This window comes from Lentzea tibetensis (genome assembly GCF_007845675.1).
GTDB classification, from domain to species: Bacteria; Actinomycetota; Actinomycetes; order Mycobacteriales; family Pseudonocardiaceae; genus Lentzea; species Lentzea tibetensis.
Genome location: NZ_VOBR01000007.1, coordinates 234,824 through 256,098 on the forward strand (window position 1 = coordinate 234,824; position 21,275 = coordinate 256,098).

Annotated in this window: 19 protein-coding genes; 9 read left to right on the forward strand and 10 right to left on the reverse strand. The window is 69.5% G+C overall.

Features of this window, described 5'->3' with window-relative positions; all coding sequences use genetic code 11:
- From FKR81_RS13535 to FKR81_RS13550, 4 genes are read right to left on the reverse strand one after another with little or no spacing between them, the layout of a single operon-like run.
- Entirely contained in the window at positions 1-1,305 is a 1,305-nt protein-coding gene (locus FKR81_RS13535; protein ID WP_146351720.1) for a cytochrome P450, read from the reverse strand.
- Between the two features lie 50 nt (positions 1,306-1,355).
- On the reverse strand, positions 1,356-1,760 hold the full coding sequence (locus FKR81_RS13540) for a type II toxin-antitoxin system VapC family toxin (protein WP_146351722.1): 405 nt from the start codon (positions 1,758-1,760) through the stop codon (positions 1,356-1,358).
- Complete coding sequence (locus FKR81_RS13545; RefSeq protein ID WP_146351724.1) at positions 1,757-2,050, reverse strand: hypothetical protein; 294 nt, start codon at positions 2,048-2,050, stop codon at positions 1,757-1,759. The genes FKR81_RS13540 and FKR81_RS13545 overlap by 4 nt, the downstream gene beginning before the upstream one ends.
- 32 nt (positions 2,051-2,082) lie before the next feature.
- Entirely contained in the window at positions 2,083-2,637 is a 555-nt protein-coding gene (locus FKR81_RS13550) for a helix-turn-helix domain-containing protein (protein WP_235921518.1), read from the reverse strand.
- Between the two features lie 55 nt (positions 2,638-2,692).
- Here FKR81_RS13550 and FKR81_RS13555 point away from each other — a divergent pair, with 55 nt between their 5' ends.
- Complete coding sequence (locus FKR81_RS13555) at positions 2,693-3,403, forward strand: AzlC family ABC transporter permease (protein ID WP_146351728.1); 711 nt, start codon at positions 2,693-2,695, stop codon at positions 3,401-3,403.
- Positions 3,394-3,702: an AzlD domain-containing protein gene (locus FKR81_RS13560; RefSeq protein WP_146351729.1), complete on the forward strand. Its 309-nt coding sequence runs from the start codon at positions 3,394-3,396 to the stop codon at positions 3,700-3,702. The genes FKR81_RS13555 and FKR81_RS13560 overlap by 10 nt, the downstream gene beginning before the upstream one ends.
- Here FKR81_RS13560 and FKR81_RS13565 read toward each other — a convergent pair whose 3' ends face one another.
- Complete coding sequence (locus FKR81_RS13565) at positions 3,703-4,146, reverse strand: Lrp/AsnC family transcriptional regulator (RefSeq protein ID WP_407936522.1); 444 nt, start codon at positions 4,144-4,146, stop codon at positions 3,703-3,705.
- Positions 4,147-4,221: 75 nt separating this feature from the next.
- Between FKR81_RS13565 and FKR81_RS13570 the strand changes: the two genes are divergently transcribed.
- The 5 genes from FKR81_RS13570 to FKR81_RS13590 all read left to right on the forward strand — a co-directional run bounded on the left by FKR81_RS13570 (position 4,222) and on the right by FKR81_RS13590 (position 8,969).
- Positions 4,222-5,412, forward strand: coding sequence for a trans-sulfuration enzyme family protein (locus FKR81_RS13570; RefSeq protein WP_146351731.1), 1,191 nt, complete (start codon positions 4,222-4,224; stop codon positions 5,410-5,412).
- A gap of 160 nt (positions 5,413-5,572) precedes the next feature.
- Positions 5,573-6,901, forward strand: a complete 1,329-nt coding sequence (locus FKR81_RS13575) for an amino acid permease (RefSeq protein WP_235921538.1) — start codon at positions 5,573-5,575, stop codon at positions 6,899-6,901.
- Between the two features lie 21 nt (positions 6,902-6,922).
- Positions 6,923-7,558: a pyridoxal 5'-phosphate synthase glutaminase subunit PdxT gene (gene pdxT / locus FKR81_RS13580; RefSeq protein WP_146351735.1), complete on the forward strand. Its 636-nt coding sequence runs from the start codon at positions 6,923-6,925 to the stop codon at positions 7,556-7,558.
- Positions 7,555-8,304: a YebC/PmpR family DNA-binding transcriptional regulator gene (locus FKR81_RS13585; RefSeq protein WP_146351737.1), complete on the forward strand. Its 750-nt coding sequence runs from the start codon at positions 7,555-7,557 to the stop codon at positions 8,302-8,304. The genes pdxT and FKR81_RS13585 overlap by 4 nt, the downstream gene beginning before the upstream one ends.
- Positions 8,305-8,468: 164 nt before the next feature.
- Positions 8,469-8,969: a DUF4262 domain-containing protein gene (locus tag FKR81_RS13590; protein WP_235921519.1), complete on the forward strand. Its 501-nt coding sequence runs from the start codon at positions 8,469-8,471 to the stop codon at positions 8,967-8,969.
- Here FKR81_RS13590 and FKR81_RS13595 read toward each other — a convergent pair whose 3' ends face one another.
- Positions 8,970-12,374, reverse strand: coding sequence for an nSTAND1 domain-containing NTPase (locus FKR81_RS13595; RefSeq protein WP_146351741.1), 3,405 nt, complete (start codon positions 12,372-12,374; stop codon positions 8,970-8,972). It abuts the gene before it with no gap.
- Positions 12,375-12,427: 53 nt separating this feature from the next.
- On the opposite strand from FKR81_RS13595, the gene FKR81_RS13600 reads away from it, so the two are divergent.
- Complete coding sequence (locus FKR81_RS13600; protein ID WP_146351743.1) at positions 12,428-12,898, forward strand: GNAT family N-acetyltransferase; 471 nt, start codon at positions 12,428-12,430, stop codon at positions 12,896-12,898.
- 132 nt (positions 12,899-13,030) lie between these two features.
- Here the strand turns inward: FKR81_RS13600 and FKR81_RS13605 are convergent, their stop codons facing one another.
- The 3 genes from FKR81_RS13605 to FKR81_RS13615 form a co-directional block, all read right to left on the reverse strand.
- Positions 13,031-16,633: an nSTAND1 domain-containing NTPase gene (locus tag FKR81_RS13605; protein WP_146351745.1), complete on the reverse strand. Its 3,603-nt coding sequence runs from the start codon at positions 16,631-16,633 to the stop codon at positions 13,031-13,033.
- Between the two features lie 212 nt (positions 16,634-16,845).
- Entirely contained in the window at positions 16,846-17,532 is a 687-nt protein-coding gene (locus FKR81_RS13610; RefSeq protein WP_146351747.1) for a glycoside hydrolase family 75 protein, read from the reverse strand.
- A 96-nt stretch (positions 17,533-17,628) separates the two neighbouring features.
- Positions 17,629-18,192 carry a TIGR03086 family metal-binding protein gene (locus FKR81_RS13615; protein ID WP_146351749.1) on the reverse strand — a complete coding sequence of 188 codons (564 nt, stop codon included), beginning with the start codon at positions 18,190-18,192 and terminating at the stop codon, positions 17,629-17,631.
- Positions 18,193-18,340: 148 nt separating this feature from the next.
- Between FKR81_RS13615 and FKR81_RS13620 the strand changes: the two genes are divergently transcribed.
- Positions 18,341-19,810 (forward strand): peptide MFS transporter, encoded by a 1,470-nt coding sequence (locus FKR81_RS13620; RefSeq protein WP_146351751.1) that lies wholly within the window; start codon positions 18,341-18,343, stop codon positions 19,808-19,810.
- A gap of 151 nt (positions 19,811-19,961) precedes the next feature.
- Here FKR81_RS13620 and FKR81_RS13625 read toward each other — a convergent pair whose 3' ends face one another.
- Positions 19,962-21,251 carry a cytochrome P450 gene (locus FKR81_RS13625; protein WP_146351753.1) on the reverse strand — a complete coding sequence of 430 codons (1,290 nt, stop codon included), beginning with the start codon at positions 21,249-21,251 and terminating at the stop codon, positions 19,962-19,964.
- Between the last annotated feature and the right edge of the window lie 24 nt (positions 21,252-21,275).

Below are 21,275 nucleotides of genomic sequence, written 5' to 3' on the forward strand. Positions count from 1 at the left end.
TTACGAGACGGACTTCTTTTGGTACCTGACGCGACACGGGCTCTGCGGCCAGTTGTTCGCCTGCCCCGGTTCGGGCTTCGGATCGGTGTCGATCAGCTCCAGGTCGAGGCGCTGGAGCAGCCGCGTCATGATCACTTTCATCTCGGTGTACGCGAAGTTCTCGCCGAGGCACCGGTGGAAGCCGCCGCCGAAGCCGTACAGCGCGTGCTTCTTCTTCGGTTCGTCCTTGAACCGCTCCGGCAGGAACTCGTCCGGACGCGGGAACACGTCGCCCAGCCGGTGCGAGTGGCCGGGGTGCAGCACCACGACCGCGCCCTTCGGGATCGTGTACCCGGCGTGCTCGATCGGCTCGACCGCCTTGCGCACCACGCCGTTCGTGACCGGGTGCAGGCGTTCGGTCTCGTGCAGCGCCCGGTCGAGGTACTCGAACCGGCGCAGGTTCTTCATGTCGACGGTTTGCGCGTTCTCGACCTCGGCGGTGACCTTCTTGAGTTCCAGCTGGTGCTTCAGCAGGTCGATCACCGCCCAGCTGAGGTGCCCGACCGTGGTCTCGTGCCCGACCCACACGAGCATGATCGCCATCGCGACGAGCACGTCGTCCGGGACCGGCTCGTTGGTGTCGGCGTAGACCGCGGTGGCCAGCGTCTGGAGGAAGTCGGGTTCCGCCAGCGGGTTCTCCCTGCGTTCCTTCAGCAGGCCCTTGGCGAGCTTGCGCAGCCGGTCGCGGGCGCGGTGGCTGCGCACGAGGTGCGGCGCGGGCACCCAGCCGGGCAGCACCGGGTCCATGCCCTCGGAGAACCGGCGGAACACGTCGAAGAACCCGTCCAGCTTCTCCGGCACGTTCTCGCCGAGGAACGAGCCCGCGGTGATGTCGATGATCAGCGGCCCGAACGCCTCGACGAGGTCGAACTCGCCGTGGTCCGGCAGGTCGTCGATGAACTGGGTCGCCTTGCGCTCCATCAGGTCCAGGTGCCCGGCGATGTGCTTGCCGGAGAACTGCGGGAGCAGGATCTCCCGCTGCCTGCGGTACTCCTCCGGTTCGGCGAGGAAGTACGCCTTGCCGAACATGTGCAGGAAGAACGGGTAAGCGTCCTTGATGGACAGTCGCTTGTCCGTCTCCGCGAACATGAACCTGGCGTGGTCCGGGCCCAGCAGCACCACGCCCGGCCTGCCGGGGAGGCGGACCGAGAAGATCGTGCCGTGCTCTGCCAGCCCGCGGCGGATCAGGCCGTCCGGGTCGCGCAGGAACTCGGCGGTGTGGCCGAGGAGGCGCTTGGCGCCGGACACGGTGGGTGGAAGAGCCATGACCGGTTGTCTACCGCGTCATCGCGCTTCCACCCAGCGTTCGTGCCGCCTTACGAGACGGAATACGCCTCGATCTTCGCGTGGTGGCCGTTCGAGCCGGCCAGCTTCGCGTCACAGGTCACGAGGGGAACGTCCAGCTCTTCGGCCAGCGCGACGTAGGCCGCGTCATACGCCGTGATGCTCTTGCGCAGTTCCCAGATTCGTAGGACGAGAGATCGGTGCGACACTCGGATGATGGGCATATCAGCGAGCTTGTCCACGGTCAGCTGCGCCGTGTCCGCTGGGATGCTGCCGACGCGCTCGTGCTTTCGCATGGCGTGCAGGATCTCCAGATCGATGACTTCCGGTGCGCATGCTGAGGCGCTGATGATGCGGCTGAGCAACTTCGGTCGTGCGGGTTGGTCGGTGAACAGGGCGACTATGGCCGAGGCGTCGACCACGATGCGGCCGCTCACGGCTTGTCCCGATCGCGGTACCCCCGGATCTCGGCGATGAGGTCATCGGTGGTTACCGTGCCCCAGTCGAGCCCGCGGATCCCCTCGAGCCACTCGGCCATGGTGGGACCGTCTTCCGCCTGCTCTCGCTCGGCGCGCTCGACGAATGCGGTCAAGGTCATTGCCCGAGCGCCTGCCACTTCGCCGATGCGGTTCTGCCACCTGTTCTCGGACATGGGATCAAGCCTATCCGGCGGTACTGACAACACCATGCTCCTTTCTGTTTCGATCACATGTTCGACATCGGCCATGTGGAGCTCCGCTTGATCACCCGACGGAGTTGTCAGATGTGTTCCATGACCATCACCGCGGTCGTCCCCGGCTCCAGCGCCTGACACGTGTGCGGCAGGTCGCCGGGATAGACGAGGTAGTCACCGACACCGATCTCGACAGGGTCGTCGCGCAACCCGGCCAACGCCCGCCCGGACGTCACGATCATGTGCTCGACGGTGCCGGGCATGTGCGGCTCGGACTCGCGGGCAGCACCGGGCTCCAGCGTCAGCCAGTAGATGTCCCGCCGGGCCCCAGGCGGGCAGGAGGCCAGCAACGAAGCCGCGTAGTGCGCCCGCTCGGACTGCACGACAGGGCTCTCGCCCGCCCGGATGACCTGGACGCGGGGCACGGGCGGGTCGACCAGCCGGGAGAACGGCACGCCCAGTGCGACGCCGATGGCCCAGAGCGTCTCGACCGACGGGTTGCCGTTGGCCGCCTCGAGCTGCGACAGCGTCGACTTGGCGACGCCCGCGCGCTTGGCCAGTTCGGAGAGGGACAGGCCGGCGCGGTCGCGTTCGCGGCGCAGGGAGGCCGCGATGACGGAGAGCGGGGCAGTGTTCGACACAACAGTCCAATCGTTCGCCTTGACGAACAGCGTTTGGGTGTTCAGTGTAGAAGACGTGCGTTCGACATGGCGAACACTGGACTCCGTGCTGCTGCGTGACGTGACCGCGGTGGCGCTGGGCGCTGCTGTCAACGGTGCCTCGTTCGGCGCCATCGCGGTGGGCTCCGGCCTGCCGTGGTGGATGCCGCTGGTGATGTCCGTGCTGATCTTCGCGGGCGGGGCGCAGTTCATGGCCGTCGGCATCGTCGCCAGTGGCGGCAGCCCGATGACGGCCGTACTGGGAGGGCTGATCCTCAACTCGCGGCACCTGCCGTTCGGGCTGGCGATCGGGGACGTGCTCGGCAGGAGCTGGCTGGCTCGGATCGTCGGCAGTCACCTGATGATCGACGAGTCGGTGGCGTTCGCGCTGAACCAGAAGGACCCGGCCAAGGCGCGCGCCGCGTACTGGGCGTGCGGCGTGAGCCTGTTCGTGATGTGGAACGCGGGTGTCACGGCCGGAGCCCTGGTGGGACAGGCGATCGGTGACCCGATGGCGTTCGGGCTCGACGCGGCGTTCCCGGCCGCGCTGCTGGCGCTCACGCTGCCCGCGCTCAAGGACGTCAAGACTCGGCAGGCCGCCGGGCTCGGCGCGTTGATCGCGCTGGCCACCACGCCGTTCCTGCCGCCGGGCCTGCCGATCCTGCTCGCGCTGGGCGGGCTGGTCGTCTACGCGAACAAGGCGAACAAGGCGCAGAAGGAAGAGAAGGTGGCGGAGCCGTGCCCCTGACCTACGTCATCGTGCTGGCGATCGGCACGTTCGCGTTCCGGATCGCCGGGCCGCTGCTGCGCGACCGGATCACGCTGCCGGACCGTGCCAAGGAGCTGATGTCGGCCGCGGCCACGGTGCTGCTGTTCGCGCTCGTGGCCACGGCGACGCTCACGAGCAACCGGCACTTCGCCGGATGGGCGTTGCCGATCGGCGTCGCGGTCGGTGGAATCGTGGCGTGGCGGAAAGCGCCGTTCGTCGTCGTTGTCGTTTTGGCCGCAATCACCACGGCCGGATTGCGACTGCTCGGAGTGGAATAGCTATCCGTGTTTCCGGATGTGTGAGAACAGCAGATTCGTGTGCACCTCGGCGACCTCGCGGCGGTTGGTGAACCTGTCGAGCACGAGTCGCTGCAGGTGTGCTACGTCCGCTACCGCGACGTGCACCAGGAAATCCTCCGGACCGGTCACGTGCGATAGCGCGAGCGTTTCCGGCAGGCTCAGCACGTAGTTCATGAACGGCTCGACGATGTCCCTGGTGTGCGGGCGGATCCGCACCGCGACCATCGCCTGCACCGGGGTGCCGACGGCCGCCAGGTCGACCGCCGCGTGGTACCCGGTGATCACGCCGCGCTCGCGCAGCGCGCGGTGCCGGACCACGCAGGTCGACGGCGCGACGTTCACCAGTTCGGCCAGGTCCTTGTTCTGCAGCCGAGCGTCCTTCTGCAGTTCCCGCACGATCGCGGCGTCGATCGAATCGAGCACGGCAAACACCCCTTCCAGCCGAAGCAGCTGCGGAAGGATGCCCACACAGCCGACGCGATGTCCACCATTCGGCGCATGACGCGCATCGAGACCATGGCGGTACACGGCGGACGCGACGACCTGGCCGAGCTCGGCGTGCACGCGCCGCCGATCGACCTCTCCACCACCTACCCGGTGCCCGACCAGGCGCTCGGCGGCGAGGCGCTGCACGCGTGGGCGGACGGCGCCGCGAGCGCCTCGTCGCCGGTGTACGCGCGGCTGCACAACCCGACCGTCGGACGGTTCGAGCAGGCGCTCGCCCAGCTCGAGGGCACCGAGGCCGCCGTGTCGTTCGGCAGCGGCATGGCCGCCGTGACGGCCGTGCTCCAGGCCGCGTGCGTCATGACCGCGAAGCCGCACGTCGTCGCCGTCCGGCCGCTCTACGGCGGCACCGACCACCTGCTCTCATCAGGACTTCTGGGCGTGCGCACCACGTACGCGACGGCTGACGGCGTCAAGGACGCGATCGGCCCCGACACCGGGCTCGTCGTCGTGGAGACGCCGGCGAACCCCAACCTCGACCTCGTCGACATCGCGCAGGTCGTCCGGCAGGCCGGGGGAGTCCCGGTCATGGTCGACAACACCTTCGCCACGCCGATCCTGCAGAACCCGGCCGCGTTCGGCGCCACCTACGTGCTGCACTCCGGCACCAAGTACCTCGGCGGGCACGGTGACGTGATGGGCGGCGTCGTGGCCTGCGCGGAACGGCTCGCCGGCCCGCTCAGGCAGGTCCGCATCCTCACCGGCGCCGTGCTGCACCCGCTCGGCGGCTACCTGCTGCACCGCGGCCTGGCGACGCTCCCGCTGCGCGTCGAGGCCGCCCAGAAGAGCGCGGCGACGCTGGCGCAGCGGCTCGCCGAGCATCCGGCCGTCGAGTTCGTCCGCTACCCGCGCCCGGACGGCGTCCAGCTGCGCGGTTCCGGCGCCATGATCGCGTTCGCGTGCCACGCCGACCCGACGGACGTGGTGCGCGGGCTGCGGCTGATCACGCCCGCCGTGAGCCTGGGATCGGTCGACACGCTCATCGAGCACCCGGCCGCGTTGACGCACCGATTGGTGCCGAGTGTGGCACGGGAAGAGTGCGGAGTTCCCTCGAATCTTCTTCGCGTCTCAGTGGGATTGGAACATGTCGACGACATTTGGGATGATCTGCACCGGGCATTGTGTGACGCTGATTACGTTAAGGCTTCCCTAAAGAATTCCTTGGACCTCGTCGTGGCTCACTAGGGTGCCCGCATCGGCGCGTCGGGGCGCGGGAGGTTCCGACGCGATGCAATTTTCCATCGGGAAGGAACTACTCGTGAGTTCTGCTGTGCCCGCGTTGAATCAAGACGATGACGTCGATGCAGACGGCTACACCAAAGCGCTGAGCAAACGTCAGGTCCAGATGATCGCGATCGGCGGCGCCATCGGCGTCGGCCTGTTCCTCGGTGCGGGCGGGCGCCTCGCCGCCGCGGGGCCGTCGCTGATCCTGTCGTACGCGGTCTGCGGCCTCGCCGCGTTCTTCGTGATGCGCGCGCTGGGTGAGCTGGTGCTGCACCGTCCCGTCGCGGGCAGCTTCGTCGAGTACGCGCGTGAGTTCATCGGCCCGTGGGCCGGGTTCGCGTCGGGCTGGATGTACTGGGTGAACTGGGCGATGACCGGCATCGCCGAGATCACCGCCGTCGCGATCTACATGCACAAGTGGTTCCCGAACCTGCCCCAGTGGATCTCCGCGCTCGTCGCGCTGGTCGTGCTCGTGGCGATCAACCTGCTGTCCGTGAAGCTGTTCGGCGAGCTGGAGTTCTGGTTCTCCGTCATCAAGGTGACCGCGATCGTCGTCTTCCTGATCACCGGCATCGGCCTGGTCATCGGCAGCGCGGACATCGGCGGCACCGAGGCGGGCGTGCACAACGTCCTCGGTCACGGCGGCCTCTTCCCGGCCGGCTTCGGCGTCGCGCTGATGACGCTCCAGGCCGTCGTGTTCGCGTACGCCGCGATCGAGCTCGTCGGCATCGCGGCGGGCGAGACCAAGAACCCGCACGAGATCATGCCGCGCGCGATCAACGGCGTCGTCTACCGCATCGGCGTCTTCTACGTCGGCTCGGTGCTGCTGCTCACGATGTTGTTGCCGTGGAACCACTTCACCGGCAACGAGAGTCCTTTCGTGACGGTCTTCTCGGCGCTGGGCATCCCGGCCGTCGGCGACATCATGAACGCGGTCGTGCTCACCGCCGCGCTGTCCTCGTGCAACTCGGGCCTCTACTCGACCGGCCGCATCCTGCGCTCGCTCGCGCAGAAGGGCGAGGCGCCCGCGTTCACCGGCAAGATGAACTCCTCACACGTCCCGTACGGCGGCATCCTGTTCACCGCCGGCGCGTACCTCTTCGGCGTGGTGCTCAACTACACCGTGCCGAAGGAGGCGTTCGACATCGCCATCGCGGTCGCGTCACTGGGCGTGGTCGCCACCTGGGCCACGTTGATCATCTGCCAGATGAGGCTGCGGCAGAAGGCCATGGCGGGCCTGATCGAACGGCCCGCGTACCGGATGCCGGGCGCCCCGTACACGAACTGGCTGACGCTCGGCTTCCTCGCGCTGGTGATCGTGCAGATGGCGTTCGCGGGCACCGCGGAGAAGATCGCGTTCTGGTCGATCCCCGTGCTCGCCGGTGTGCTGGCGATCGGGTGGCGCTACGTCCGTTCGCGTGACCGGGAGCTGGTTACTGTCGGCGACTGACCACGCTTTAGGCTGGGCGGCATGGTTGATGCTGCCCAGCCGGTCGTCGGCGTGCTCGCCCTCCAGGGCGACGTCCGCGAACACCTCGCCGCGCTCGAGAAGTGCGGCGTGGAAGCGCGTGCCATCCGCCGCGCCGAGGAGCTGGACGAGCTCGACGGCATCGTGATCCCCGGCGGCGAGTCGACCACGATCAGCCGCCTGCTGGAGACGTTCGAGCTGCTGGAGCCGCTGCGCGCGAAGATCGCGGCCGGGCTCCCCGCCTACGGGTCGTGCGCGGGCATGATCCTGCTCGCGGACAAGGTCCTCGACGGGCGCGCCGACCAGCACCAGCTCGGCGGGCTTGACGTGGTCGTGCGGCGCAACGCGTTCGGCAGGCAGATCGACTCGTTCGAGACGTTCCTCGACGTGCGGGGCGTCGGCCCGGTGCACACCGTGTTCATCCGCGCGCCGTGGGTGGAGTCGGTTGGTGCGGCCGTCGAGGTACTCGCTACGGTGCCCGAATCCCCGGAGGCAGGCGACGCCGCCGGTAGGATCGTCGCCGTTCGGCAGGGGAACGTGCTGGCGACCGCGTTCCACCCGGAACTCACGGGTGACGAGCGCGTGCACCGCCTGTTCGTGGACATGGTTCGTGGCGTGACTGGTTCGGAGGAGAAATGAGCGGCCACTCCAAGTGGGCGACCACCAAGCACAAGAAGGCCGCAATCGACGCGAAGCGCGGCAAGCTCTTCGCGCGGCTCATCAAGAACATCGAGGTGGCGGCCCGCACCGGTGGTGGTGACCCGGACGGCAACCCGACGCTCTACGACGCGGTCCAGAAGGCCCGCAAGAACTCGGTGCCGCTGGACAACATCGAGCGCGCCCGCAAGCGCGGCGCCGGCGAGGAAGCCGGCGGTGCCGACTGGCAGACGATCATGTACGAGGGCTACGGCCCCAACGGCGTCGCCGTCCTGATCGAGTGCCTCACGGACAACCGCAACCGCGCGGCGTCCGAGGTGCGCACCGCGATGACGCGCAACGGCGGCTCGATGGCCGACCCCGGTTCGGTGGCGTACATGTTCAGCCGCAAGGGTGTCGTGATCCTGCCGAAGAACGAGCTCTCCGAGGACGACGTCCTCATGGCCGTGCTCGACGCGGGTGCCGAGGAGGTCAACGACCTCGGTGAGGCGTTCGAGGTCGTGTCCGAGGCCGGTGACCTGATCCCGGTGCGCAAGGCGTTGCAGGAGGCCGGATACGACTACGAGTCGGCCGAGTCGTCGTTCCTGCCGTCCGTCTCGGTCGAGCTCGAGGCCGAGGGCGCGCGCAAGATCTTCAAGCTGATCGACGCGCTGGAGGACTGCGACGACGTGCAGAACGTCTTCGCCAACTTCGACGTCTCCGACGAGGTCATGGCAGAGGTCGACTGACGCTCGGGGTGGGGGGAGGTGTGCTCGCGGAGTGCGCTCGCCGAAGCCCTCGGTCAGGTGTCTTTCTGGGGGCGCAACCCCCAGACCCCGCCCGGCGGGCTCCGCCCCCGGACCCCCGACACGCGTATGCATGGCGAAGCCCACCCTTGCGTAGGGTGGGCTTCGTGTTGAGCGCCGAAGACCTGAAGCTCCGCGCGTGGTTGCTGGAGCAGTCCGAGACGTACGGGCACGCGACGATCACCGTCCCACCCGACGCCGACGGTGCGGGCTACGCGTTCTCCGTCGGCGCGTGGCGGCGGTTCGGCGCACCGGAGGCCGTCGTCATCGGCATGGAGCCCGAGATGGCCACCGTCCTCATCCGCGCGTACGTCCAGCGTGCGCGCGCCGGCGAGCGGTTCCGGCCCGGTCAGCTGTACTTCGACTTCTTCCAGGGCGTGCCCGTCACGTTCGAGCGCGTGTACCGCGGCTTCTACCCGGAGTTCTTCGGCAGCGCGTTCCTGCTGTACGACCACGGCGACTTCGCCGCGACCCAGATCATCGTGCCGACGCCGCAGGGCCAGTGGCCGTGGCAGCCCAACGCGCCGGAGGGTTTCGGCGACTGGCAGATGGTGCTGACGGAGAGCGGCATCCCGGAAAGCTGGACTCCCGGCGTCAACGGCCCCTGATCACGGGCATCGGTCGCCGAAGTTGCGGTGCAGCTGGTCGCAGGCCTTGCGCAGCGCCAGGTTCTCGTCGACCGTGCACAGCACGACCGCGTTGCCGTCGCTCGTCACGAGCTTCGTGCCGTCCGGGCTCCACGCCATCCTGTGCGGCCCAACGGTCTGAGCGGGCAGCGCGGCCCACGGCTCGCCGGTCTCGACGTCCCACAGCGTGATCCGGTCCTCCGAGGACGCCGCGAGCAGCCTGCCGTCCGGGCTCAGCACCGCGGCCGTGACCGGGACGTCGGTCCGCGCGGTGCGCACGGTGTCCAGGTCGTCGGCGTCCAGCGCGGTGATCTCGCCGCCGGTGCCGGTCACCACGATCCGGTCCCCACCGAACGCGACGGCCGCGGGCCTGTCGAACGCGCCCGGTTTCTCCGCGACGAGCTCGCCGTTCGCGGTGCGCCAGAGCCGCGCACCACCGTCGTCGAGTGTGACGGCGAGGCTCCCGTCGTGGTTGAGCGCGGTGACGCGGCCCGCGCCGGCGCCGGGCAGCTCACCGAGCGGCTTTCCGGTGCGGACCTCCCACAGCAGCGTGCGCACCTGCGTGGTGGCCGCGAGCACCTCGCCGTCGGAGCTGAGCGTCTCGTCGCCGGGCGACTCGGTGTCCTCCCGGTCGGGAATCGGCAGCTCGACGTGCTCGGCGAGGCGCGTGACGTCCTTCTCAGGCCCGACGACGATCGTGTTGCGCGCGCCCGTCACGGCGCGCAGCACGGTGCGGTTCCCGGTGGTCGGCGCGGCCGGATCCCATTCGGTGACGACTGTCTCCCGGTGGTGGGGCTGCGCGGGATCGGTGCGCGTCAACCTGCTCGACGCCGACCGCACCTTCCTCCCGTCCGGCGTGAAGCCGACGCTCCACGCGGCGTCGTGGGGACCGGTGAAGGGGAACTGGGCGAGGTCCCACAGCACGACGCCCTTGCCGCTGCGGGCGGTGATCGTCCCGATCGTCCCGGAGGACAGCTCCGAGACACCGAACTGCACGCCGGGTCCGAAGCGCAGCAGCGGCACGCCGTCCCAGAGCTCGACCCCGGTGCTGGTGGAGAGCACCAGCCCGGTGCCCGCGAACGCGAGCCCGGTGACGTCGCTCCGCGAGAACCGGGTGACCTCCCGGAGGTCGTCGGCGTTCCACAGCACGACGTCGGTGTCCCTGTCGGTGGCGGTGATCGTGCGGCCGTCAGGGCTGAACCGCACGCGCGACGTCTGGCCGGGCAGTTCGCCGACCTGGCGACCGGTGCCCAGGTCGACGAGCGTCGTGGCCTTCGACTCGTGCTCGACGGTCACCACGTCGTGTCCGGGGCGCGGCAGGATCGTGTGTGCACCGCGGCCCGCGGCGACGGGCACACCGATCTCCGAGCCGGAGCGGACGTCCCACGACACGACGGTGCCGTCGTCGGTCAGCACGGCGAGCGCGCGGCCGTCCAGGCGGAACGCCGCACCGCGTGCCCGCACCGGTTTCTCGAGAACCAGCCGGTGCGTCCGGACGTCCCACACGACGACGGCGGACGTGCTCACCGCGGCGACGAGCGACTCGTCGGTGTTGAAGGCGATGCGCAGCACGTCCGTCAGCTCCGGCGCCGACAGCGTGCCCGCGCGGGCACGCCCGTCCGTGCGCCACAGGCCGATGTCCGTCTCCTCCTCGACGGCCAGCAGCGCGCCGCTCGGGCTGAGCGCGATCTCGCCGGTGGCCGGGGCCGTCTCGATCAGGCCGTGGTGTTCGGGCCGGTTGGCGCTCACCAGCAAGGCGCCGCGGGCTTCTGCCGTCCGAGACGTGCCGAACGCGGCGATGCTGTCCCGCAGCGCGCCCTTCACGTCGGTTCCCGTCTGCTGCGCCGCACGTCCGGCGAGCGCGCGTGACTCGGCCTCGCGCTGTTGCCCGATCGCGACGACGGCCACGGTGCACGCGACCACCAGCAGCACCGCCAGCGCGCCCGCCAGCACGCGGGTGCGCAGCACGACCCGCCTGCTCGTGCGCAGCTCGTCCTCCTCGGCCGCGACGGCCCGGTCGAGGAAGTCCTGCTCCCGCTTGGAGAACCGGCTCGGGTCGAGCTCGCGGGCTCCTGCCAGCCTGGCGCCCCGGTACAGGGCGCCGGGATCGCGCCCGTTCGCCTCCCACTCGGCCGCCGCCTCGGCGAGCAGCTGGTGCGTGCGCAGCGCCTGCCGGTCCTCGGCGAGCCACGCCCGCAGCCGCGGCCACGACCGGATCAGCGACTCGTGCGTGATCTCGGCGGACGTGTCGTCCACCGTGACCAGGCGTGCCGCGATCAACGCGGGCGGCACGTCGTCGTCCAGTTCTGCACGGTCGATGCGCCGTTTCGTGTCGTCGGTGCCGTCGCCGGGCGCGGTCAGCCGGAGGAACAGATGACGCACCCCTTGCTGCTCGGCGGGGGAGAGCGACTCGTAGATCGAGTCGGCTGTGCGCGCCAGCGCGCTGTCGATGCCGCCCGCGGCCCGGAACCCGGCGAGCGTCAGCGTGTTCCCGCGCCTGCGCCGCCACGTCTGCAGCAGCGCGTGCGACAGCAGCGGGAGCACACCGGCGCGGCCGTGCGCCTCGGTGACCAGCTGCGCCAGCAACGCGCCCTCGACGGCGAGCCCGGCGTCGGTTGCGGGCCGGGTGATCGCGCGGCGCAGCTCGTCGGTCTCCATCGGCCCGACCGGCACCACCGCGTCGCGCATGGCCGCCACCAGTGCCGGGTGGGAGGTGCAGTGCGCGTAGAAGTCCGCCCGGACCCCGATCACCACGGTGGCTTCGCTGTTCAGGAGCCGCCCGATGAACCGGTCGCGCTCGGCGGCGTCCGCGCAGAGCGTGAACACCTCCTCGAACTGGTCCACGATGATCACGTCGTACCCGTCGAGGTCGTGGTGCGCCGGACGCGGGCCGGGGGTGAGCAGGAGCGACTTCCGCTCGAGTCGCGGCAGCAACCCGGCTCGCAGCACGGACGACTTGCCCGCGCCGGACGCGCCGAACACCGCGAGGAACCGGTGCGTCTCCAGCTTGGCGACCAGGTCGTCGACCAGTCGCTCACGCCCGAAGAACCGGGCCGCGTCCTCCTGCTGGAACGCGGTGAGCCCGATGTAGGGCGAGTCCTCGGCCGGTTCCGCGGCCGGTGGCCCCGCCTGGTCGGCGCTGATGTCCCGCCACCGGCGTTCCCACTCCGCGACGTCCCCGCCGCAGGCCAGCACGAACGCCGTCGTCACCGCGAGGGTCGGCAGCTTTCGCCCGCCCGTCGCGTCGGCCAGCGTGGCCGCCGAGAAACCCGCTCGCCCGGCCAGTGCGCGGTAGGTCAGCCCGGTGCCGTCCCTCAGCAGGCGCAACCCCCGCGCGAACTCCAGCAGCGGTGCGTCGTCGTCCAGCGGCCGCTCAGGTCGCGGCATTCCCCCTCCTCAAAACGTCCGTGCCGGTCATTCTGCATTGTTAGGTTCAGTGCATGACCATCCACATCGGACCGGTGGACCCGTCGCACGCGGGCGAGCTGATGACCGTCCAGCGCGCCGCGTACGTCGCCGAGGCACGGCAGAACGGCGTGCTGTCGATTCCTCCGCTCGAGGAAACCCTCGACGAGATCAGAGCGAGCCTCGGCCTCGCTCTCGGCGCGTGGATCGGCCCGCGCCTCGTCGGTTCCGTCCGCGGCCGCGTCGACGGCTCCCGGATGCTGATCTCCCGTCTGTCGGTCGCGCCGGACGTGCAGGGGCAGGGCATCGGACGCGCCCTGCTGGAGGCCATCACCGACGCCCGGCCCGACGAGGTCGAGCTGCTGTGGCTCGTGACCGGCGCGCGCAGCGACGACAACGTCCGCATGTACGTCAAGGCCGGGTTCGTGCAGACCAGGGCGGGTGTCGACGAGATGAACGTGCCCGTCGTCTTCCTGGAGAAGAAGGTCATCTCGAGTTCAGGCTGAGGTCACGGGCGGCTGGCACAGTCGTTCTCGGTCCACCCACGACCAACCACCGGTGCGGACGTCGATCACCCTCGGCTGATCCGTCCGGCACCCGTTGCCCCTGGCACACCCGGTGCCAGGGGCAGCGCTGTCTCAGCGACACCCGGCAGGCGGCGAGCCGAAGTTGGCGAAGTCCTGCTTCAGCCGCTGGCAGGCCTTGCGGGTGGCGAGGTCCGGCGAGATCGGCCACGCGGTGACGCCGTCGTCGTCGGCGACGGCGAGCTCGGTGCCGTCCCGCTTCCACGCGAGCTTCGCCTGCGCGCCGTTGGTGATCGGCAGGCTCGCCCACAGCTGTCTCGTGGTGGTGTCCCAGATGTTCAGCTCGCGGTCCGCGCCGACGGTGGCGAGCAACTTCCCGTCCGGGCTGAGCACCATGTCGGACATGCCACCGTTGTGCGCGTGCACCCGGCCGGTCTCGGTGCGTTCGAAGGGGTTGAGGAAGAACAGCTCCCCGTCCGGTCGCGCGACCATCAGCTGATCGTCCACTCCGTACGCGAAGAACTGCCCGTCGCGGACGCCCGACTGCCATTCGGGGCCCGGCCACTCGGCGCTCATGTCCTGAACCCGGATCACGCCTTCCGGGTCGTAGAGCGCGAACCGCTGGCTGTCCGGGCTGAACGCTAGCATCGACGACGCCGAGTAGATCTTCGTCGTCCTGCTTCGCGCCACGTCCCACACGAGCCCGTAGCCGGACATCTGAGTCGCGAGCAGCCTGCCGTCGCCGCTGAACGGGCCCACGCGTGGCCAGAGGTTCCCGAGGCTCGCCCGGTGCTTCTCCTCCGGCACCAGGGTGGTGCGGGTGTCGCCGGTGCGCACGTCCTTGATCTCGACCGCGTCGTTCTGCGTGATGACCATGCCGGTGCCGTCCGGTGTGAACAGGCTCAGCGGGGCGAGGTCCTTCGCGCCCGTGGGTCTCACGAGCGGCAGTGCCGAACCTGACGGCCACGTCAGGAGCTGGGGTTGCTGATCGCGGTTCGGCCCGCTCGCGACCGCCCCCTCCGGGGTGAGCCCGACGGCCGCGAAGGACCGGTTGCCGTGGAGGCGCGGCAGGTCGGCCAGCCTCCGCAGGGTGATGTTCCTCGACCCGGTCACGATGATCGTGCCGTCCGTGCCCGTCAGCGGCGTGTTCGGCCCGGAGTACGTCCCCACCTTCTGCTGATGCACCTTCGCGTGTGAGGCCACCTCCCAGAGCTGGACCTCGTCCTCCGTGCACACGACGAGCAGGCGACCCGCGTCGGCGAAGGCCATCCCGGTGACGAGAGCACCGATGACCAGCTCGCCGGACGAGGTGAGAGTCCGACCGTCCACCAGAGCGACAGTGCCTCGTCCGTCGGTGGTGGCGACGGTGATGCCGTCCGGGCTCACCGCCAGGTGGCCGCCTCCCTGGTTCGGGCTCGCCGTCCTGGTGGCGCCGGTGTCCGGGTCGAACGCGGTCAGCACTCCGGCCCTCGAGTACAGGAACGCGGTGCCCCGCGGGTCGATCGCGACGTCGTCGCCTACGCCGATCTCCCGCGCGTTGCCGCCGGTATCGCGCGTGGCGACGTCCCACTGGGCGACGTAGCTCGTCTGAGCCGGGTAGGTACCGGTGCTGACGACCGCGTACACGCGCCGGTCACCGGGCCCGAACACGGCTTCCATGATCTCCCCCTGGCGCGGCGGGTTCAGCGTGCGGGTGACACCGCTGCCGAAGTCGTGGACGTGCAGCCCGGCGGAGTTCCCGATGGCCAGCAGCGAGTTGTCCGAGCTGTACGCCAGCGCCGTCGTGGTCGACCACCGGCCCGACGGCTCCCTCGGCTGCTCGACCCCGCCGACCTGGCGGCGCGACGCGACGTCCCACAGGCCGATTTCGTCGCCCTCCCCGGAGATCGCGAGCTTCGTCCCGTCGGGGGAGAGCGCGGTCACCCCGAAACCGCTCGACGGGAACACGCCGTGGTTCGCTGGCCGGCCGGCGTTGTAGATCAGCGCGCTGCGCGCCTCGGTCGTGGGGCTGGCGGTGTACGCGGCGAGGCTGTTCCGCAACGCACCGGGCACATCCGTGTCGTGCATCTGCAACGCCTGCGCGGCCAGCGCCCGCGACTCCGACACCGCCTGGGCACGTGTCGCGTAGACGGCGATCGACGACGCGACCAGCAGGAGGACGCCGAGCGCCGCCGCGAGCACGCGGGTGCGCCGGGTCTGCCGCCTGGCCACGCGCAACTGTTCGTCCTCGGCCGCGAGGCTCGCGTCGAGGAACGCCACCTCGCGCCTGCTCAACGCGTCGCGGTGCAGCTCCCGCGCCACCGCGAGCCGAGCACCCCGGTACAACGCGCCGGGGTCGCGGTCGTGGGTCTCCCACTCGGTGGTGGCGTCGGTGAGCTGCCGGTGCGCGCGAAGAGCAGCCCGGTCCTCGGCCAGCCAGTCGCGCAGCCGCGGCCACGAGCGGATCAGCGACTCGTGGGTGATCTCGACGCGGTCGCCGTCGACGGTCAGCAGCCGGGCGGACACCAGTGCGGCGGGCACCTCGTCGTCGAGCTCGGCGCGGTCGATGCGTCGCTTGGTGTCCTCGGTGCCCTCACCGGGTGCGGTGAGCCGCAGGAACAGCCGGCGCACGGAGTCCTGCTCAGCCTCCGGAAAGGACGAGTAGATCTCGTCCGCGGTGCGGGCCAGCGCGCCGTCGATGCCGCCCGCCGCCTCGAAACCGGTGAGGGTCAACGTCGTGCCGCGGCGGCGGTGCCACGTCTCGAGCAGGGCGTGGGAGAGGAGCGGCAGGACACCGACGCGGTCGTTGGTGGAAGCGACGAGGTGGGCGAGCAGTGCTGACTCCACCTTGAGGCCGACCTGCGCGGCGGGCTGGGTGATGGCATGGCGCAGCTCGTCGACGGACATCGGTCCGACGGTCACCTGGGCGTCGCGCAGGGCGTCGACGAGCACCGCGTGCCTGCTGCAGTGGGTGTAGAAGTCGGTGCGCACGCCGATCACCACGCGGGTGTCGCGGCACGCCAGCAGCGCGGCGATGAAGGCGTCGCGCTCGGCGGGATCCGCGCAGAGCGTGAACACCTCCTCGAACTGGTCGGCGACAACGATGTCCACGTTCGCCTGGCGCAGCAGCAGGTTCAGGTGCGACGGGTCGGCCTCGAGCTCGGCGAGCACCTGCACCGCCGAGAGCCCGGTCAGCGACGCTACCCGCACCGCGCACTCGCGCAACGGGTGGGCGCCCGGCGTGAACAGGATCGACGGGCCGTCGGCGCGGGGGAGGAGCCCCGCGCGCAACAGCGACGACTTGCCCGCACCAGACGCGCCGAACACGGCGAGGAACGGGTGCCGGGACAGCCGTGCGAGCAGGTCCGAGACGAGCCGTTCCCGGCCGAAGAACCGGTCCGCGTGCTCGGGCTGGAACGCCGCCAGCCCGAGATAGGGCGCGTCGTCCACGTCTGCCGGCGGCAGTGACGGCGCGAGCCCGGCGGCCAGTGAGCGCCAGCGCGACTCCCACTCGTCGGCATCGCCATCGCAGGCGCGGACGAACGCGAGCGTCACGGCGAGCGTCGGCAGTTTGCGTCCGCCTGCCGCCTCGGACAACGTCGCGGCCGAGTAGTGCGCCAGCCTGCCCAGCTCGCGGTAGCCGGGGCCGCCCGCCTTCTCGCGCAGTGCGCGCAGGTCGGCCGCGAACAGGACCAACGGATCGTCCGACGACTCCAGCGGACGCTCACGACGCGGCATCAGCCCCCACCCCCAGTGGCTCGATTCCGGTCAGGCTAGCGCGCTCGTTGTCCGGACATTGTTGTAAGGCTGCAGGTCACCGACACCGAACAACGTGATCGGGCTACAAATGAGGGGCGGGAGAGAGTTTCGGGGGATCTCCGCGCAAGAGGTCGGGGGACCAGCGGTCCGCCCCACATGGGGGTGTGGGGCGGCCCGCAAGTACTCACCCGTCAGTTCTCGTTGAGGAACTTCTGCGCGAGGGCCTCGCCCTGCGTGACCGTCTTGTTGTGGTCCTCGATCGGCGTGGTCTTGGAGCCCTTGAAGTAGAGGTACCAGACGGGGCCGTCGGTGCCGCCGTTCTTCGGGTTCGGGTTGATCCCCAGGTTCACCGCGGACGCGTAGGACGCCTCACCGATGATGTTGGCGGGGCCGGTGTCGCCGACGACGACGTAGTCGACCTTGTTGTTGTAGATGATCGCGACGACGCCACCGCCCTGGATGCCCCACTTGCGGTAGTCCCAGTTGCCGCTCGCGCTCGGCACGACGACGTACGGGAGCTTGTCCGCGACCAGCGGCTTGCCCTTGGAGTCGTGGAACGCGGTGTCCGGCTGGAACCACGGGTCGGTGCTCTTGTTGCACTTGGTCGTCGGCTGCCCGTCGCAGTCGATGTCCATGTCCGCCTTGTACCAAACGGCGCCGGTCTTGTCGCAGACCGGGATGTTGGCTGCGGTCTCGCCGTCGCTCTTGTACTTGCCGCTGGAGATCTGCTTGCAGGTGGTCAGCTTGGCGAGCAGCTCCGCGGCCGTCGGACCGGCCTGGATCACCACGGGCTCGGGTGCGGCCTGCGCCGTGGTGGAGACCAGGGCTGCTCCGGTGAGTACTGCCAGCGCGAAGAGCCCAGATACGAGCTTGCGCATTGCCACCTCTTTCGACAGGTAAGTTTCCTGACAGAGGGCGGCGGAGTACTCACTATGCGCAACGAAAGTTACGCAGGTCAAGGTGCGGGCAATGGTCTAGGGCTTTCGCCCGAGTAGTCCGATCAGGCGTGTTTGTGCATCGCTGTCCGATGCGACGGGCATCGGCGGCTCGAACATCCCGGTGCCCTGCCAGTCGTCGATCTGCGGGCGCACGTAGGCCAGCACCGCCTCGACCAAGCCGGGGTGCAGCCGTTCCGGCGCGCCGATCGAGCGGGCCAGGTCCCAGGCGTGCACGGTCAGGTCGGTCGTCATCTGCCAGGCGTACTCCTCCGCGCTGATCTCACCGGAGCTGACCTGCACGGGCTTGTCCAGCGCGCCCGGTTCGAGCCAGGCCTCGCGGGCGGCCGCGGCGGCGAGCACCCACGCCAGCAGCGGGTCGGAACCGAGGTTGTCGTGGTCGAACCGGTCGCCGACCTGGGCGGGCGTGCAGCCCGCGAGGAGTTCCGGCGCCCACAGCTGTTCGTAGACGAGATGGCCGACGAGATCCCGGACCGACCACTCCCGGCAGGGCGTGCCGAGCGTCCACTGCTCCGGTCCGATCGCACGCACCCTGCGGTCGAACTCCGTCATCGCCAGTCCGTGCGCCTCCATCAAGTCCATCTGAAAAGTTCATCAAAACAAACTCAAGTTCGCATCCGTTGCTGTGGGATGGACCACTCCTGTGGCGTCTCGATTACAAACCGTACGGGCGTACCGCGTAAGGTTCCCCGATCCGCCGTGACATCGTTGACACGAGAGGAAGATCGCCGTGAGCGCCACGAGCGCCAGCATCTCCGCCCCGGACAAGGGGTTCTTCGGCCACCCCCGTGGGCTCTCCACGCTCTTCTTCACCGAGCTGTGGGAGCGCTTCTCCTTCTACGGCATGAAGGCCATCCTCGGCCTCTACCTGTGGACCGCAGTCTCCGAGGGCGGCCTCGGGATCGACAAGTCGCTCGCGCTGTCGGTCGTCGCCATCTACGGCTCGTCGGTCTACATGTCCGGTGTGGCCGGTGGTTGGCTCGCCGACCGCGTGTTCGGTGGGCAGCGCGCGGTGTTCTACGGCGGCGTGCTGATCATGTTCGGGCACATCTCGCTGGCGCTCCCGATCGGACTCGCCGGTGTGTACCTCGGCCTGATCCTGATCGTGCTGGGCACCGGCCTGCTCAAGCCGAACATCTCCACCGTCGTCGGCGGCCTCTACGAGGAGCACGACACGCGTCGTGACGCTGGCTTCACGATCTTCTACATGGCCATCAACATCGGTGGCTTCGTCTCGCCGCTGATCACGGGTGCGCTCGCCAAGGGCGTCGGCTACCACGCTGGCTTCGGTGCCGCGGCGGTCGGCATGGCGCTGGCGCTGGTGCAGTACCAGATCGGTCGCAAGAACCTGCGCGGCGCGGCCGCGGTGGCGCCGAACCCGCTGCCGCAGCACGAGAAGGCGGGCGTCTTCGGCGCCATCGCACTGGTGACCGTCGTGCTCATCGGCCTCGGTGTCGGCGCCTTCATGCTGTGGGACGTCGACGGCGTCATCGGCGTGATCAGCCTGCTCTCGGTCGTCCTGCCGATCACCTACTTCACCGTGATGATCCGCAGCGACAAGACGACCGCCGAGGAGCGCCCGCGCGTCATCGCCTACATCCCGCTGTTCATCGCGGCCGCGATGTTCTGGCTGATCTTCGAGCAGAGCGCGTCGGTGATCGCTGAGTTCGCGGACTCCCACGTGGACAACCACGTCTTCGGCCTGGAGTTCCCGGTCGCGTGGTTCCAGTCGGTCAACCCGATCATGATCATCGTGCTCGCGCCGGTGTTCGCGCTGCTGTGGGTGAAGCTCGGTGAGCGCGCGCCCAGCACGCCGCGCAAGTTCGCCTACGCACTGGTCATGGTGGGCCTGTCGTTCGTGCTGATGTACTTCGCGAGCAACAGCGCCGCCGACGGCAAGGTCACCGCGCTGTGGCTGGTCGTGATGTTCCTGCTGATGACCGCCGGTGAGCTCATGCTCTCCCCGGTCGGCCTCTCGGTGACCACCAAGCTCGCGCCGCGCGCGTTCGCGTCGCAGACGATGGGCCTGTGGTTCCTGGCGAGCGCTTCGGGTTCCGGCATCGCCGCGCAGCTCGTGAAGTTCTACACGAGCAGCCCGTCGGCGTACTTCCTCACGCTGGGCGGTGCGGCCGTGGTGCTCGGTGCCGCGCTGGCGGCGTCGGCCGGTCCGATCAAGAAGTTGATGTCCGGCGTCGAGTAGCCAGTAGGTGAGCGGGAGGCCCGTCGCGGCGGCGGTGCGGCGGGTCTCCCACTCACTTTCAAGGATGCACTACGCAGACGTGTCATTGGTGCCCGAACGTAGGTCCAGGTGGGTGAACTCACGCTTGTTACGCGTCAGTTTTCGCTTGGCGTCAGGGTTTCTTCACCGCCAGTGACGATTTGGACGGTGTGCCGCTAACCGGAAGGTGGATTGCGCCGCGCAGCAGCCGCGACGAACGCCGCTTCACCGGTCCCGCGACCTTCAGGTCGGGGAACTTGCGGAAGAGCCCGTGCAGCGCGGCGGCCGCCTCCAGCCGGGCCAGTCCCGCCCCGATGCAGTAGTGGATGCCCGCCGAGAACGCCAGGTGCTCGCGCACGTTCGACCGCGTCGGGTCGAAGCGCAGGGGATCGGCGAAGGTGTCCGGGTCCCGGTTCGCGGCGGCGAGCAGCAGGATGACCGGCATCCCCGGCTTGAGCGAAACCCCGTGCGCCTCAAGGGGTTCCCGCGCGAAGCGCACCGTGTAGTGCACCGGCGGGTCGAGGCGCAGCACCTCCTCGACGAACAGCTCGGCGTAGGCCGGGTCCTCGATCAGCGGCTCCCGCGTCTCCGGGTTCGCCATCACCGCCATGATCCCGTTGCCGATGAGGTTCACCGTCGTCTCGAACCCGGCGACGAGCAGCAGCTCCGTCGTGGCGATCAGGTCGTCGCGCGCCAGGTCGTCGTTCATCACCAGGTGGCTCACCACGTCCAGCCCCGGCGTGCGGCGGCGTTGTTCCACCAGGTCGTCGAGGAAGTCCTCGAACTCGGCGAGCGCGGCGTTGAGCTCGCGCATCTCCTTCATCGTGCGGATGCCGTCGAGCGTCGCGACGATCGCGGATCCCCAGCGCGCCAGCACGTCCTGGTCCGCGTCGGGCACGCCGAGCAGCTCGAGGATCACCTGGATCGGCACGCGCACGGCGAAGTCGTCCACCGCGTCGAACCGCTCCGGCAGCGCGTCGGCGTACTCGTCGACGATCTTGTCGATCATCGGCTTGCGCTCGCGCAGCGCCCGCGGCGTGAAGAACGGCTGCACGAGCTTGCGCAGCCTGCCGTGGTCCGGCGGGTTGCGCAGCAGGAACGAGTCCTCGACCGGGTTGACCAGCACCCGGCCGTCGCGCCCGTACAGCGTCGAGTCGAACGGGGTGATCTCGCTGGCGGGCGTCACGCCGAACCGCTGGTCGCGCAGCACCGAGTCGCTGATCTCACGCGACGTGGTCACCCAGCCGCCGAGCCTGCTCCACACCATGTCGCCCTGGGCGCGGATTGATTCATAACCGGGATGAGGGTCGCGAAACGGAGATTTCGTGACGACCTTCGCATACGGGTCGCCCATCATCGCGTACCCGCGCAACATCATCCGGCCCAGTACGAGCAGCGCTGCGTTCTTCAGCTTCGGCGACATGCCTCCACATTGCGCTGGACGCGA

What these genes read in the sequence shown, in the direction of transcription:
- FKR81_RS13535 (WP_146351720.1), bottom strand. Translation starts at nt 1,305, where the DNA reads ATGGCTCTTCCACCCACCGTGTCCGGCGCCAAGCGCCTCCTCGGCCAC.
- FKR81_RS13545 (WP_146351724.1), bottom strand. Translation starts at nt 2,050, where the DNA reads ATGGCCGATGTCGAACATGTGATCGAAACAGAAAGGAGCATGGTGTTG.
- FKR81_RS13570 (WP_146351731.1), top strand. Translation starts at nt 4,222, where the DNA reads ATGACGCGCATCGAGACCATGGCGGTACACGGCGGACGCGACGACCTG.
- FKR81_RS13575 (WP_235921538.1), top strand. Translation starts at nt 5,573, where the DNA reads ATGATCGCGATCGGCGGCGCCATCGGCGTCGGCCTGTTCCTCGGTGCG.
- pdxT (WP_146351735.1), top strand. Translation starts at nt 6,923, where the DNA reads ATGGTTGATGCTGCCCAGCCGGTCGTCGGCGTGCTCGCCCTCCAGGGC.
- FKR81_RS13585 (WP_146351737.1), top strand. Translation starts at nt 7,555, where the DNA reads ATGAGCGGCCACTCCAAGTGGGCGACCACCAAGCACAAGAAGGCCGCA.
- FKR81_RS13595 (WP_146351741.1), bottom strand. Translation starts at nt 12,374, where the DNA reads ATGCCGCGACCTGAGCGGCCGCTGGACGACGACGCACCGCTGCTGGAG.
- FKR81_RS13600 (WP_146351743.1), top strand. Translation starts at nt 12,428, where the DNA reads ATGACCATCCACATCGGACCGGTGGACCCGTCGCACGCGGGCGAGCTG.
- FKR81_RS13605 (WP_146351745.1), bottom strand. Translation starts at nt 16,633, where the DNA reads ATGCCGCGTCGTGAGCGTCCGCTGGAGTCGTCGGACGATCCGTTGGTC.
- FKR81_RS13610 (WP_146351747.1), bottom strand. Translation starts at nt 17,532, where the DNA reads ATGCGCAAGCTCGTATCTGGGCTCTTCGCGCTGGCAGTACTCACCGGA.
- FKR81_RS13615 (WP_146351749.1), bottom strand. Translation starts at nt 18,192, where the DNA reads ATGGACTTGATGGAGGCGCACGGACTGGCGATGACGGAGTTCGACCGC.
- FKR81_RS13625 (WP_146351753.1), bottom strand. Translation starts at nt 21,251, where the DNA reads ATGTCGCCGAAGCTGAAGAACGCAGCGCTGCTCGTACTGGGCCGGATG.